Source organism: Pantoea allii, assembly GCF_002307475.1.
GTDB classification, from domain to species: Bacteria; Pseudomonadota; Gammaproteobacteria; order Enterobacterales; family Enterobacteriaceae; genus Pantoea; species Pantoea allii.
In genome coordinates this window covers 78,196-91,524 of record NZ_NTMH01000034.1, presented here as the reverse complement: position 1 = coordinate 91,524, position 13,329 = coordinate 78,196, and the positions used below count along the sequence as shown (strand labels likewise).

The 13,329-nt window shown below is 53.9% G+C and carries 15 protein-coding genes and 2 tRNA genes; 10 read left to right on the top strand and 7 right to left on the bottom strand.

The annotated features are described in order from the left end of the window. Positions 1–32 precede the first annotated feature (32 nt). Positions 33–109: transfer RNA gene (locus CMR03_RS13575), tRNA-Met, on the bottom strand. 61 nt (positions 110–170) lie between these two features. Next, positions 171–247 (bottom strand) — tRNA-Met (locus CMR03_RS13570). Between the two features lie 204 nt (positions 248–451). Between CMR03_RS13570 and mltA the strand changes: the two genes are divergently transcribed. Continuing rightward, complete coding sequence (mltA, locus tag CMR03_RS13565) at positions 452–1,600, top strand: murein transglycosylase A (protein WP_063880777.1); 1,149 nt, start codon at positions 452–454, stop codon at positions 1,598–1,600. A gap of 49 nt (positions 1,601–1,649) precedes the next feature. Next, complete coding sequence (gene tcdA / locus CMR03_RS13560; protein WP_063880776.1) at positions 1,650–2,450, top strand: tRNA cyclic N6-threonylcarbamoyladenosine(37) synthase TcdA; 801 nt, start codon at positions 1,650–1,652, stop codon at positions 2,448–2,450. On the opposite strand, the gene csdE is transcribed toward tcdA, so the two are convergent. Both csdE and csdA read right to left on the bottom strand, forming a co-directional pair. Beyond that, positions 2,447–2,896, bottom strand: coding sequence for a cysteine desulfurase sulfur acceptor subunit CsdE (gene csdE, locus CMR03_RS13555; protein ID WP_063881241.1), 450 nt, complete (start codon positions 2,894–2,896; stop codon positions 2,447–2,449). The two genes, tcdA and csdE, sit on opposite strands and share 4 nt — an antisense overlap. 2 nt (positions 2,897–2,898) lie before the next feature. Next, positions 2,899–4,107 (bottom strand): cysteine desulfurase CsdA, encoded by a 1,209-nt coding sequence (gene csdA, locus CMR03_RS13550; RefSeq protein ID WP_063880775.1) that lies wholly within the window; start codon positions 4,105–4,107, stop codon positions 2,899–2,901. A gap of 211 nt (positions 4,108–4,318) precedes the next feature. On the opposite strand from csdA, the gene CMR03_RS13545 reads away from it, so the two are divergent. The 4 genes from CMR03_RS13545 to rlmM all read left to right on the top strand — a co-directional run bounded on the left by CMR03_RS13545 (position 4,319) and on the right by rlmM (position 7,332). After that, positions 4,319–4,540, top strand: coding sequence for a YgdI/YgdR family lipoprotein (locus CMR03_RS13545; RefSeq protein WP_063880774.1), 222 nt, complete (start codon positions 4,319–4,321; stop codon positions 4,538–4,540). 335 nt (positions 4,541–4,875) lie between these two features. Then, complete coding sequence (locus tag CMR03_RS13540; RefSeq protein ID WP_063880773.1) at positions 4,876–5,793, top strand: transcriptional regulator GcvA; 918 nt, start codon at positions 4,876–4,878, stop codon at positions 5,791–5,793. Positions 5,794–5,843: 50 nt separating this feature from the next. After that, positions 5,844–6,239, top strand: a complete 396-nt coding sequence (locus CMR03_RS13535; protein WP_096011753.1) for a DUF423 domain-containing protein — start codon at positions 5,844–5,846, stop codon at positions 6,237–6,239. Next, entirely contained in the window at positions 6,232–7,332 is a 1,101-nt protein-coding gene (gene rlmM, locus CMR03_RS13530) for a 23S rRNA (cytidine(2498)-2'-O)-methyltransferase RlmM (protein ID WP_063880771.1), read from the top strand. Before CMR03_RS13535 ends, rlmM begins: the two co-directional genes overlap by 8 nt. 39 nt (positions 7,333–7,371) lie before the next feature. On the opposite strand, the gene xni is transcribed toward rlmM, so the two are convergent. The 3 genes from xni to queF form a co-directional block, all read right to left on the bottom strand. Next, complete coding sequence (gene xni, locus CMR03_RS13525; protein WP_063880770.1) at positions 7,372–8,130, bottom strand: flap endonuclease Xni; 759 nt, start codon at positions 8,128–8,130, stop codon at positions 7,372–7,374. Positions 8,131–8,163: 33 nt separating this feature from the next. Beyond that, positions 8,164–9,528, bottom strand: coding sequence for a nucleotide 5'-monophosphate nucleosidase PpnN (gene ppnN, locus CMR03_RS13520; RefSeq protein ID WP_014605152.1), 1,365 nt, complete (start codon positions 9,526–9,528; stop codon positions 8,164–8,166). A 169-nt stretch (positions 9,529–9,697) separates the two neighbouring features. Beyond that, positions 9,698–10,543, bottom strand: coding sequence for an NADPH-dependent 7-cyano-7-deazaguanine reductase QueF (queF, locus tag CMR03_RS13515; protein WP_063880769.1), 846 nt, complete (start codon positions 10,541–10,543; stop codon positions 9,698–9,700). A 61-nt stretch (positions 10,544–10,604) separates the two neighbouring features. Here queF and syd point away from each other — a divergent pair, with 61 nt between their 5' ends. The 4 genes from syd (at position 10,605) to CMR03_RS13495 (ending at position 13,301) form a co-directional block, all read left to right on the top strand. Then, positions 10,605–11,153, top strand: a complete 549-nt coding sequence (gene syd / locus CMR03_RS13510) for a SecY-interacting protein (RefSeq protein WP_096011752.1) — start codon at positions 10,605–10,607, stop codon at positions 11,151–11,153. A gap of 580 nt (positions 11,154–11,733) precedes the next feature. Beyond that, entirely contained in the window at positions 11,734–12,069 is a 336-nt protein-coding gene (locus CMR03_RS13505; protein ID WP_063880767.1) for a YqcC family protein, read from the top strand. Further along, positions 12,063–12,842 carry a tRNA pseudouridine(65) synthase TruC gene (gene truC, locus CMR03_RS13500; RefSeq protein WP_096011751.1) on the top strand — a complete coding sequence of 260 codons (780 nt, stop codon included), beginning with the start codon at positions 12,063–12,065 and terminating at the stop codon, positions 12,840–12,842. The genes CMR03_RS13505 and truC overlap by 7 nt, the downstream gene beginning before the upstream one ends. Before the next feature lie 12 nt (positions 12,843–12,854). Then, entirely contained in the window at positions 12,855–13,301 is a 447-nt protein-coding gene (locus tag CMR03_RS13495) for a flavodoxin (RefSeq protein ID WP_096011750.1), read from the top strand. Positions 13,302–13,329: the final 28 nt, after the last annotated feature.

Sequence of the window (13,329 nt, the reverse complement as noted above, 5' to 3'; positions counted from 1 at the left end):
ATACAAAAAAACACCCTTTCAGGTGTTTAAAGTGGTTGCGGGGGCCGGATTTGAACCGACGACCTTCGGGTTATGAGCCCGACGAGCTACCAGGCTGCTCCACCCCGCGTCCGATTGCGCATAGCGACTTTCACATTGTTTCTTCTGTCTGAGCACTATCACAGAAGAATTGGTTGCGGGGGCCGGATTTGAACCGACGACCTTCGGGTTATGAGCCCGACGAGCTACCAGGCTGCTCCACCCCGCGTCCGTGGATGCGCACTATACTCCGCACGATGATTGTTGCAACCCCTTTTTGCCCTAAAAGGCTAAATTTGCTGTTAATTGCTGAAGGATTCCCCCGTTTGATGATTTATTGAACCGATATCCATTATGACCAAACAGGATGGATTTCATTATGATGACGGCTTTGCTATCGTCGCGTGGCGAACAGTCATAAAAAGAGATGAAGATGAAAGGACATTGGGCGAAGTATGCACTTACTGGCGCATTTTTAGCGCTGCTGGCGGGCTGTAGTTCTAAGCCAACCGATCGGGGTCAACAGTATAAAGACGGTAAACTGGAGCAGCCCCTTGCCCTGGTCAATCAACCTAACGCCAAAGGCCGTCCGGTTAATGGCAGAGATTTTGGCGAACAGGTGCGGCAGATTCAGTCCACGTCATCTGCCCTGTTTGGCCGCAACAACAGTACGTACAGTGCGGTCGAGAACTGGTTGATAGCCGGTGGCGATACGCGTCAGCTGCGGCAGTTTGGTTTGAATGCGTTTCAGATGGAAGGCACCGATAATTACGGCAACGTGCAGTTCACGGGCTATTACACACCGGTGGTCGAGGCGCGCTACACGCGACAGGGCGAGTTCCAGTACCCTATTTACCGGATGCCGCCACGCAAACGCGGACAAAAGCTGCCCAGTCGTTCTTCTATATATAGTGGTGGGTTAGACGATCGTTATGTGATTGCCTGGAGTAATTCACTTATTGATAACTTCATTATGGATGTGCAGGGCAGTGGCTACGTCGATTTCGGCGACGGTCGTCCGATGAGCTTTTTTGGTTATGGCGGGAAAAACGGCTGGGGTTATCATAGCATCGGTAAAGAGCTGATTGACCGTGGCGAAGTTAAGCGTGAAGACATGTCCATGCAGGCGATTCGCCAGTGGGCGGATGAGCATTCCCCAGAGGAAGTGCGTGCGCTGTTAGAAACCAATCCTTCATTTGTCTTCTTCAAACCTGAATCCTACGTGCCGGTTCGCGGCGCCAGCGCTGTACCGCTGGTGGCGAAAGCCTCTGTGGCATCAGATCGTTCCCTGATTCCTGCCGGAACGGTGTTGCTGGCAGAAGTGCCGCAGCTGAATGAAAAGGGCAAATTCAACGGTAAATATGAGATGCGGATGATGGTGGCGCTGGATGTGGGTGGTGCAATTAAAGGCCAGCACTTCGATATTTATCAGGGCGTAGGGCCGGATGCTGCTCATCTTGCCGGTTTCTATAACCACTATGGTCGCGTGTGGGTGCTGAAGTCTGCGCCTGGCGCTGGGCAGCCGCTGTTCAGCAATGCTCAGAGCGGTAACAACGGCACCATGCTGTTAGGTGCTAACTAATTCTTGATGCTGCGGGCGCGCTGGCCCGCACTCTGTAACAGGTTTAATTATGAAAGTGTTAAACGATGCCTGGCACCAGCGTTTTGGTGGTACGGCACGTCTTTATGGCCGGCAGGCGCTGCAGCTGTTCGCCGATGCGCATTTCTGTGTCATCGGTATTGGTGGCGTTGGCTCCTGGGCCGCAGAGGCGCTGGTGCGCACCGGGATTGGCAAAATAACCCTGATCGATATGGACGATGTCTGTATCACCAATACCAATCGTCAGATACATGCGCTTAGCGGCAACGTGGGCAAAGCCAAAACGGAAGTGATGGCGGATCGCCTGCGCACAATTAATCCTGATTGTGAGGTGGTGTGCATTGATGATTTTATTACTCCAGACAACACGGCCACGCTGCTGGCGGCCGATTTCGACTATGTGATCGATGCCATCGATAGCGTCCGCCCCAAGGCCGCGTTAATTGCCTGGTGTCGGCGCAATAAGATCCCACTGATCACAACCGGCGGCGCGGGAGGTCAAATCGATCCGACGCAAATCCAGGTGAGCGATCTGGCCAAAACGATTCAGGACCCTCTTGCGGCCAAACTGCGCGAGCGTCTGAAGCAGTCAGGCGTGGTAAAGAACAGCAAAGGCAAGCTGGGCATCGACTGTGTGTTTTCTACCGAGGCGCTGGTGTATCCGCAGGCGGATGGCACGGTTTGCGCCTCACGTAGCACGGCAGAAGGGCCGAAAAGAATGGACTGCGAATCGGGGTTTGGCGCAGCAACCATGGTGACGGCCACCTTCGGCTTTGTGGCGGTATCCCATGCCCTGAAGAAGTTTCTGGCGCGCGCGGCGCGCCAGGCTTAACCCAGCAACCGCTGTGCGCTTTGTTGCACGGCGTCAGCCAGCGCTTTCAGGCCACTGCTGCGTGAGGCGCTGAGCTGGGCGCGCAGGCCCAGTTCTTCAAACAGGTCCAGCGGATCGGACGCCAGCAATTGCGCGGGCGTTTTGCCTTCCACCGCGGTCAGCAGCACGGCCAGCAAACCGCGCACGATGCGACCTTCGCTGTCACCATAAAAGTGCAGAGCACCCTTTTCGCACAGCTGACTGCCGAACCAGACGCGGTTTTCACAACCGCTCAGCTCAATATCCGGCGTTTTTAACGCGTCGGGTAAAGCGGGCAACTGCCGACCCAGCAAAATCAACTGCCGGTAGCGATCTTCCCACTGATGAAAGCGGGAAAAGGTTGCCTGCAAATCAGCCGGGGTTATTTCCACACCGAACGGGTGGGGCGCTAACAGGGGGGCGGTCATCATCAAAACTCCGATAGCAATGCGATGGTGCTATGCATGGCGCGCAGCAGCGCATCCACATCCTGAAGATTATTATAAGGTGCAAACGAAACGCGTAACGTGCCTTCAACGCCTAACGCCGCCATGAGCGGCTGAGCACAGTGCTGGCCTGCTCGCAGGGCGATACCGTGCTCTGCCAGTAGCGTCACGATGTCGCTGTGATGAATGCCCTGAATATCAAAGGCCAGCAGGCTGGCACTGCCGCAGCGGAAGCTTCGAAAGCCGGGCAGCTCAGCAAGCTGCTCTTCGGCAAGGCTGGCTAACTGCTGACTCCACATCTCGGCTTTGCGCATATCAAGCTGCTGCAACCAACTGAGCGCAGCGCTTAACCCGGTCACACCCGCAACATTTGGCGTACCGGCTTCAAAACGCCAGGGCACCGGTTGCGGGGTAAAACCGGTAAAATCTACCTGCGTCAGCATCTTACCGCCGCCCTGTAAGGGAATCATCTCTTCCAGCAGTTCGGCTTTCCCGTACAGCACGCCGATGCCCATTGGCCCGTAAAGTTTGTGCCCGGAAAAGGCATAGAAATCAATATCCAGCGCCTGCACATCCGGCGGGCAATGCACCACACCTTGCGCGCCATCCACCATGACTTTTACGTCTGCCGCGTGGGCCAGCGCGATAACCTGAGCTAAATCCGGACAGCCGCCGGTCACATTGGACATCTGTCCGATCGCCAACAGGCGAGTCCGGCTGTTAATCAATCCGGGCAGTTGTGACATATCTGGCAGGCGATCGGGCCCAATCGGCCATTTCACCACCCGGGCACCGCTGGCCTGGGCGACCATCAGCCAGGGCACCAGGTTGGCGTGATGCTCCGCTTCACTGACAATAATTTCATCGCCAGCTTGTAAACGCGGGGCTAACCAGCCGTGGGCAACCAGGTTAATCGCCTCCGTGGTGCCGCGCGTCCACACAATCTGGCGATCGCTGGCGGCATTAAGCCAGTGCGCCACCGTGCCACGCGCCTGTTCGTACTGGGCTGTCAGCTGGCGTGCGGCAGCAAACTGGCTGCGGTGGACCGTACCGGCGCTCAGGCTGTAGAACTGCTGCGTCGCGTCTATCACCGCCTGCGGTTTCAGCGTGGTAGCGGCACTGTCGAGATAAACACCGGCATCGTTTAGCGCTGGAAACTGCTGACGAAATGAAGAAGGATTGAAGGCGCTCATACGTGGCTCATAGGTTGTTAATTTTCAGATTAAGGCTGAAAGATGGCTATCTGTCTGGCAAAGCTGGAAAAGCGGGTTATGCTGAGTATTGCAAGGTATAAACTTAACCCGCATGGCGATACGACATACTTACAGTCGATCCCACTTGACCGTCTCTTTGGTCAGCGTAACGCGGGGGGTTTGGTGCAATCAATCTGCAAGGAGATAGAAGATGAAAAAACTCGCCGCAATGTTGGCCGTTTGTACAATGGCCTTTACTTTGGCTGCCTGTTCAAGCAACTACGTGATGCATACCAATGATGGCCGCACGATCGTCGCAGAAGGCAAACCAAAGGTCGATACTGACACCGGTATGATCAGCTATAAAGATGCGAATGGCAATGAGCAGCAAATTAACCGTTCAGATGTGAAAGAGATGGTTGAAACGAAGTAGTCAGCGCATAAAAAAAGCACCGCAATTTGCGGTGCTACTCAATATCACAATGGACAGACAGGGTAAATCTACAGGAATTAAAAAGCTTGATCTGTAAAGGTCAGATCAAAATTGCAAACACAACATCACGACCACAAGCCAAAAGCTTTCAGAAAATCTGCGAACTCACTCACAAATCTAAAAACTTTTCGTTCCGGCTCTGGAAGTAGCGCAACTATAGGTATTTGCTGGAGCTTCCTCAACGGACAATTTATAATGTCTCGGATTATAAATTCTAATACGTAATGCCTTTGTATTAGTTCGCGTATTTTTTGCCAGGCTGGCTACGGAAAACCATGTCAAAACGTCTTCCTCCCCTTAATGCACTGCGGGTATTCGATGCCGCAGCACGCCATTTAAGCTTTACAAAAGCCGCTGAAGAGCTGTTTGTCACCCAGGCTGCCGTCAGCCATCAGATTAAATCGCTGGAAGATTTTCTGGGATTAAAGCTGTTCAGGCGGAGGAATCGTTCGCTTTTGCTCACGGAAGAAGGGCAAAGCTACTACCTGGACATCAAAGAAATTTTCACTGCCCTCAATGAAGCCACGCGCAAACTGCAGGCACGCAGTGCTAAAGGCGCGCTCACGGTCAGTTTGCTGCCGAGTTTTGCTATTCAATGGCTGGTGCCGCGCCTTTCCAGCTTTAATATGGCTTATCCGGGCATTGATGTCCGTATCCAGGCGGTGGACCGGGATGAAGAGAAACTGGCTGATGATGTAGATGTGGCGATTTTCTATGGCCGGGGCAACTGGCCCGGACTGCGGGTAGAAAAACTCTATGCAGAATACCTGCTGCCGGTGTGCTCTCCGTCGCTGATGACCGGGGAGAATCCGCTTAAAACCCCCATGGATCTTGCCCGCTTTACCCTGCTACATGATGCCTCGCGCCGCGACTGGCAGTCCTATATTCGCCAGTTGGGCGTTCAGCACATCAACGTGCAACAGGGCCCCATTTTCAGTCACAGCGCCATGGTGCTGCAGGCGGCTATTCATGGACAGGGCGTGGCATTAGCCAATAACGTCATGGCGCAAAGCGAAATTGAAGCGGGACGGTTGATTTGTCCGTTTAATGACGTTTTGGTGAGCAAAAATGCTTTTTATCTGGTTTGTCATGACAGTCAGGCAGAACTGGGTAAAATAGCCGCCTTTCGACAGTGGATTCTCGCCAAAGCGGCAACCGAACAAGAAAAATTCCGCTTTCGTTATGATCAGTAATGTTTTGATTTTTTTGCAGGGACCTGCAAACGCACCTTGAGGATAGGTTGATGTCCAGACGTGCCATGTTTATTTTTGCGGCCATCAGCGGTTTTTTCCTGGTGGCATTTGGTGCTTTTGGTGCTCACGTGTTGAATAAAACGCTGGGCGCCACTGAAATGGCCTGGATTCATACCGGGCTGGAATACCAGGCTTACCATACGCTGGCTGTACTGGGGCTGGGTGCGGCGATGCTGTATCGCTGTAACATCTGGTTTTACTGGAGCAGTGCATCTATGGCGCTGGGAACCGTATTGTTCAGCGGCAGCCTCTATTCGCTGGCGCTGTCGCATTTAACGTTTTTTGTCTTTATCACGCCCGTCGGGGGATTGTTCTTCCTGATTGGCTGGCTATTGATGTTGATTGGCGCGCTGCGTCTTAAAACCAAGGCAGAACGCCATGAATAAAGTTTTACTGTATTGCCGCTCCGGCTTTGAAAAAGAGTGTGCAGCAGAAATTAGTGCTAAAGCTGCAGAGCATAACGTTTACGGCTTTCCTCGGGTAAAAGAGGACGCCGGTTATGTTCTGTTTGAATGTTATCAGCAGCCTGATGCGGAAAGGCTGATCCGTGAACTGCCGTTCGACACGTTGATTTTCGCCCGCCAGATGCTGGTCGTCGGTGAGCTACTGCGCGATCTGCCTCAGGAAGATCGCATTTCGCCCATCGTTGGCATGTTAAGCGGCGTGGTGGAGAAAGGCGGAGAGCTGCGTGTTGAAGTTCCTGACACCAACCAGGCAAAAGAGCTGACCAAATTCTGCCGTAAGTTTACCGTGCCGTTACGTGCCAGCCTGCGTGAGAGCAACATTCTGCTCAACTACGAAAGCCCAAAACGCCCGGTGGTGCATGTGTTCTTTATCGCCCCCGGCACCTGTTACGTGGGCTATTCGCTGCCAGAAAACAATTCGCCATTTTATATGGGCATTCCGCGTCTTAAGTTTCCGTCTGACGCGCCAAGCCGCTCAACGCTTAAGCTGGAAGAAGCCTTTCACGTTTTTGTGCCAGCCGATGAGTGGGATGAACGTTTAGGCAGCGGGATGTATGCTGTCGATTTGGGCGCTTGTCCTGGCGGCTGGACGTATCAACTGGTTCAGCGCAGCATGATGGTCTATGCGGTGGACAACGGCCCTATGGCACCGAGCCTGATGGATACCGGACAGGTGTTCCATGAACGTGAAGACGGTTTCCGCTTCCGTCCGCCCCGCACCAACATCAGCTGGCTGGTGTGCGACATGGTGGAAAAACCTGCACGCGTGGCGAATCTGATGGCGGACTGGGTGGTGAATGGCTGGTGCAGGGAAGCCATTTTTAACCTGAAATTGCCCATGAAGAAGCGTTATGAAGAAGTGACGCAGAATCTGGCCATGATCGAGGAGCGTCTCACTGAAAATGGGATCAATGCGCAGATTCGCGCGCGCCAGCTCTACCACGATCGTGAAGAAGTGACGGTGCACATCCGTCGTATCTGGGCTGCCATGGGTGGCCGTCGCGACGAGCGCTAATCACCACCGCCGGGTGCCCTTGCGCCCGGCCTGGTGATGTTAATCGCCATGGTAACGCAGTAAATTCAGATTCCCTTCCAGCACTAAATCCTGCTTCAGCCGGGCAACATCGCGGCTGATGAGCGCCATCTCCTGGCCTGATTGCAGCTTATTACGCCATTTTGTCGGAACCTGATCCAACTGCTGATACAGAGCTTCCAGTGAACCAAACTGTAGCAGTAGCTCCCGGGCGCTTTTAGGGCCAATGCCCGCGATGCCTGGGATTTTACTGCTGCTGATGCCGCATAATCCCCAATAGTCAGGCAGAACGGACGGTGCAACGCCGAACTCGGTTTCAATAAACGGCAAATCCAGCCAGCGCTTCTGAAAATAATCGCGGATGCGAATCGCCGGAGCGAGAAGCTGGCAGTAGCCCTTATCGGTAGAAACAATGGTGGCCTGATGGCCAGCTCGCGCCATTTTTACCGCCAGCGTGGCGGCCAGATCGTCGGCTTCATCCTGTTCGGCAATCCAGCAACTGACGCCCACCGCCCGAAAAGCCTCCTGCAGGGCTGGCATTTCAGCCTGTAACTCTTCCGGCATCGGCGGTCGGCCACTTTTGTAGTCGGGTAACAACTGATGCCGCCATCCCTGATGACGGGCCTCGCCGTCGAACACTGCCACAACATGCGAGGGGCGCGTGTGTCCCAGAAGCTGGCGCAACGCCGCAACGCAGCCCTCCACACAGGGCGTGCCCTGCACGGCATGCAGGCGACGAATTAAATTGAGTGCATCAACAATAAGTAAGTGATGTGACATAAGGTAAGGGCAGCCCGCAGGCTGCCTCCTGGTTTACTTAATGATTTCGTAGCACGGGATATAGGCAGTACCGGGCAGTTTCATACGCTGCTGTGCCACAAAGCCCTGTAGCAGTTCATCCATGCGGTGCATGATGTCGGCATCACCGTGCAGTTTATAAGGGCCTTTTTCGCGGATTTCGCGGATGCCCATCTCTTTCACGTTACCCGCAACGATACCCGAGAACGCCCGGCGCAGGTCGGCAGCCAGTTTTTCCGGCGGCTGATTGGTATAGAGATTGAGGTTAGCCATATTTTCATGCGTCGGCATAAAGGGCACCTGCAAATCCTGAGCAATGCGAATTGACCAGTTAAAGCTGTAGGCATCACCCGTTTCGCGGCGATGCTCTTTCACTTGCGGCATGGCTTTTCTCATCAGGCGGGCGACCTCGGCGGCATCATCGATAATGATCTGATAATGCTTACGTGCCTGCTCCCCAAGCGTACTGACAATAAAGTCATCCAGCACACGGAAATAGTCCGCGCTCTCTTTTGGCCCGGTCAGGATGAGCGGCAGAACCTGATGTTCGTTTTGCGGATTCATCAGAATACCCAGCAGATAAAGGAATTCTTCTGCCGTCCCCACGCCGCCAGGGAAGATGATGATGCCATGTGCAATACGCACGAACGCTTCCAGACGCTTTTCGATATCCGGCATGATGATCAGTTCGTTCACCAGTGGATTAGGCGGTTCAGCCGCGATAATCGACGGCTCGGTCAAACCAATAAAGCGACTGTCGCGATAGCGCTGCTGAGCATGACCTACCGCTGCACCTTTCATTGGGGCTTCCATCACGCCCGGACCACAGCCGGTACAGATATTCAGTTCGCGCAGGCCCAACTGCGTGCCCACGTTGCGACAGTACTGGTATTCCACCGCGTTAATCGAGTGGCCGCCCCAGCAGACAACGGTATTGGGATATTCGCCCACGTGTAATGCCCGGGCATTACGCAGAATGGAAAACACGGTGTTGGTAATCATGACCGAATCGTTGTCTTCTGCGCAGGGTAAGCGTCCAGAGCTGGCTAACTGGCCGTTAACAAACAGGATATCGCGCAGCACGGCAAACAGGTTGGCCTGTAGTGAACGAATAATATGGCCGTCTACAAAGGCCTCTTCAGGCGGATTGATCAGTTCCAGCTTGATACCGCGCTCGCGGCGCAGCACGTTGATATCGAAGTTCTCAAAACGCGACAGCAGTTCATGGCTACTGTCAGTCTGACTGCCGGAGTTGAGCACGGCGAGCGAGCAGTTACGGAAGAGTTGATACAAATCGCTGCTGGCTGTGCGCTTCAGCATATCTACTTCCAACTGGGAGAGCAGATCCATAGAGCCAAGAGGGCTGACATGTGTAATCAAATGAACTCCTTTGCACCCGCTAGGGTGATGGCTGACACTGCAAATGCAGTGACGAAAATCCCTGGTCGGCAATCCACTGTTTACCGCCTTGCCCAGAGTAGCCTTGTGGGCAGGGCTTGCTCAAGTGGAACCGGATAGTTGACTGACTTCCTGAGAAATATCTCGCAAACTATTGACGTACCAGACGAGAATGACCGGGCGTAAAGGCCACGTTACTGCGCCAGGGATTGATATCCAGTCCGCCACGGCGCGTATAGCGTGCGTAAACGGTAAGCTGTTCCGGCTGACAAAAACGCATCAGGTCATTGAAGATACGCTCAACGCACTGTTCATGAAACTCATTATGCTGACGAAATGAAATGATGTAGCGCAGCAGCGCTTCGCGATTGAGCCGTGGGCCCTTATAGCGAATCATCACCGAGCCCCAGTCAGGCTGGTTGGTGATCAGACAGTTAGACTTAAGCAGATGGCTGACCAGCGTTTCGTCCACCCGCTCCTGACCAGCAGCATCAACCAGATAATCGGCATTGAAGCCATAATCTTCAATCTCGATATCCTGCTCATCAATGCAGTCGCCCGCAAAGTGCCCGACAGGCTGGCCCTCAATTTCATTTAACCGAAACAGCGCAACACGCACGTCACCTTCCGCGCAGGCACGCAGATCCTGCTCCAGCGTTTGGCGTACCTCGCCCCAGTCGGCAAAGCGGGTTTGGTTAAAGCTGTTAAGATAGAGCTTGAAACTCTTGGACTCGATAAGATTGTGACTTCGGGCGTCAAGCACCACTTCGCCCACCGCAACCTGCGGAACACCTTTACTGTTGAGCCACGAAAGTTCATACAGCGTCCAGATATCAGCACCTGTAAAGGGCAGGTTATCAGGATAGAGGCCGAGCGGTTCGCGGTTCATGCTGCGAGGCACCGCCTGTAATAAGCTGTTGTCGTAGCGATCGTGATAAGCTGTGGGCTTGCCCAGCGTCAGATTGCTAAGCGCCGGGTCCGGCTGATAAGAAGACATAACGGTTACCACTGAGGTCATCAAAGTGAGTAAGTGTAACCTATCAGAAGTGAGAATTTGAATGATGCAGCAAACGGCTGACGCCTTAATCGATTTCACCACCCGATACTGCCAGCACTGGCAGCAGGATTACGGCCATGCGCCGGCCAGCAGTGACCTGTATGGCGTACCTTCGCCCTGCCTGCTGGAGAACCGTGGAGAGCGTGCCCTCTGGCAGCCCCAGCCCTTTAGCCTGCCGCCATCGCTGGATGCCGTTGAGCGAGCGCTGGAGATCCAGCTTGATCCGCAAATCACCGCATTTTATACCAGCCAGTTCGCCGGAGACATGCGCGCCAGCTATGAACAAAACAGGCTGACGTTACTGCAGGTCTGGAGCGAAGAGGACTTTGTTCGACTGCAGGAAAACCTGATCGGTCATTTAGTGATGCAGCGACGTCTGAAACAGGCCCCGACCCTGTTTATCGCGACCACGGATTCTGAAGAGAACATTATCTCGCTGTGTAACATCAGCGGGAATGTCATTCTGGAAACACCCGGGCAGAAAAAGCGCGTCACGCTGGCGTCCGATATCCCCTCTTTTCTCAATAATTTACAACCGCTTAGTGACTAGTTACAGATATCTGCTAGCAGCCGTGTGAGAGATCTCTTACAAACTCTGTGAGAGATCGCTCTATAATTCACGCGCCCTTCATGCCGAAAAGATGTAAAAATATTGTAAATCATTAACTTATTAGCCGCGCTGATGGGCAGCTTCTATAAGGTAAGGTTATAAATCATTTTAACACCTTGTGCCTTGAGTAGTTTCTGACGAGAATATCACTCGCGGACAGGATGTCCTGGACAACAGGAGCCGTCAGGATGACGGTAGCCAGGAGGCCGGAACGTAACGGAGTTTACGTCACAAGGAAGGCTTCAGGATGAAGCAGGACACTCAGGACTGAGTTAACGGACACCTCCAGGATGGAGAATGAGAGCCCCTCAGAAGAGGCGGCGGGCCAGGAGGCTAAGGATTGATCAGGATGATACGCGGATGGAGTTCGCACGGGAAAAGTTGTCACGGATGAGCAGGGAGCACTAACGTAGCCGGAAAGCTGCAAACGAACCGGGAGCACTGTTTAATGACAGTGCTCCCTTTTTTTGTGCCTGCGGGTTATGCTTGCCGCCCATTTTTCCCCAGTCAGAGGTGATGCATGACGCTGGAACATTTAATTATTCAACGGCTCGAGCAGGTCGAAGCGATAATGCACGAGCACAATCTCTGGCAGACCGCTGCACCAGACGCTCAGGCGTTCACCAGCGAGCAACCTTTTTTCCTCGACACACTTCAACCGCTGGAATGGTTACAGTGGGTGCTGATTCCGCGCGTTCGGGCCATCATTGATGCCCGGCAACCTTTGCCAAAGAACTTCGCGGTCGCGCCCTATTTTGAGGTCGCCTTAACGCCTGAGCAGCCCGGTCGTTCGCTGCTGCTCCTTACGTTACAGCAGTTGGATGCCCTTCTGGAGGACGAGTCTGCCGGATGTTAGAGATCATTTACCAGGATGAATGGCTGGTGGCGGTGAATAAACCTGCCGGCTGGCTGGTGCACCGCAGTTGGCTCGATCGCCACGAAACCCAGTTTGTGATGCAGACGGTGCGCGACCAGATAGGCCAGCATGTTTTTACGGCACACCGGCTCGATCGCCCCACGTCGGGCGTGTTGTTAATGGGCCTTTCCAGTGAAGTGGGCCGCCTGCTGTCACAGCAGTTTGAGCATCACCACATGGAGAAAACCTATCACGCCGTGGTACGTGGCTGGCTTGAAGGCAGCGATCGGCTGGATTATCCGTTGGTTGAAGAACTGGACAAAATCGCCGACAAATTTGTCACTGATGCGCGCATGCCACAGCCTGCTGTGACCGATTATCATGCGCTGGCAAAGGTCGAGATGCCGGTTGCGGTCAGTCGTTATCCCACCGCACGTTACAGCCTGATTGAGCTCAAACCGAAAACCGGCCGTAAGCATCAGTTGCGTCGGCACATGTCCCATTTGCGCCATCCCATCATCGGTGATTCAGCCCATGGTGATTTGCGTCAGAACCGCGGCGCAGCTGAGCATTTTGGCGCTAATCGCTTAATGTTACATGCCAGCAGCCTGGCGCTCAGCCATCCTGTGACTAAAGCACCCCTGGTGATTCGTGCCGGGCTGGATGCTGTCTGGCAAGGCGTTCTGGATCAGTTTGGCTGGCAGGCCTGTTTACCTGATGTGCCACGGGTTGAGTTTATGGCTGGCTCAGGTCAGGATAGCGTGACGGAATAAAGGGGAAGAGAAATGGCGAAAATTGGTATTTTTGTAGGCACCGTATATGGCAATGCATTACTGGTAGCAGAAGAAGCAGAACCGGTTTTGCAGCAGCAAGGCCATGACGTGAAGATTTTTGAAGATCCTGGGTTAGCCGACTGGCAAGGCTATGCAGAGGATGTCGCCTTAGTGATTACGTCAACCACGGGTCAGGGCGATTTTCCGGATACGATTTCTGGCCTGTTCCACGACGTGCAGGACAAACTGGGCCACCAGCCGACACTGCGCTATGGCGTCATTGCGCTAGGCGACAGCAGCTACGAAAACTTCTGTGGCGCGGGCAAACGTTTTGACGCCCTGTTGCACGAGCATCAAGCCAAACGGGTAGGGGAGGTGCTGTTGGTGGATGCCACGGAAGATCCGGAACCTGAATCCGTTACCACTCCATGGGTTGAGCAATGGGGCAAACAGCTCTGATAAGCGCATGTCAGCCTTGCTGTTTCGC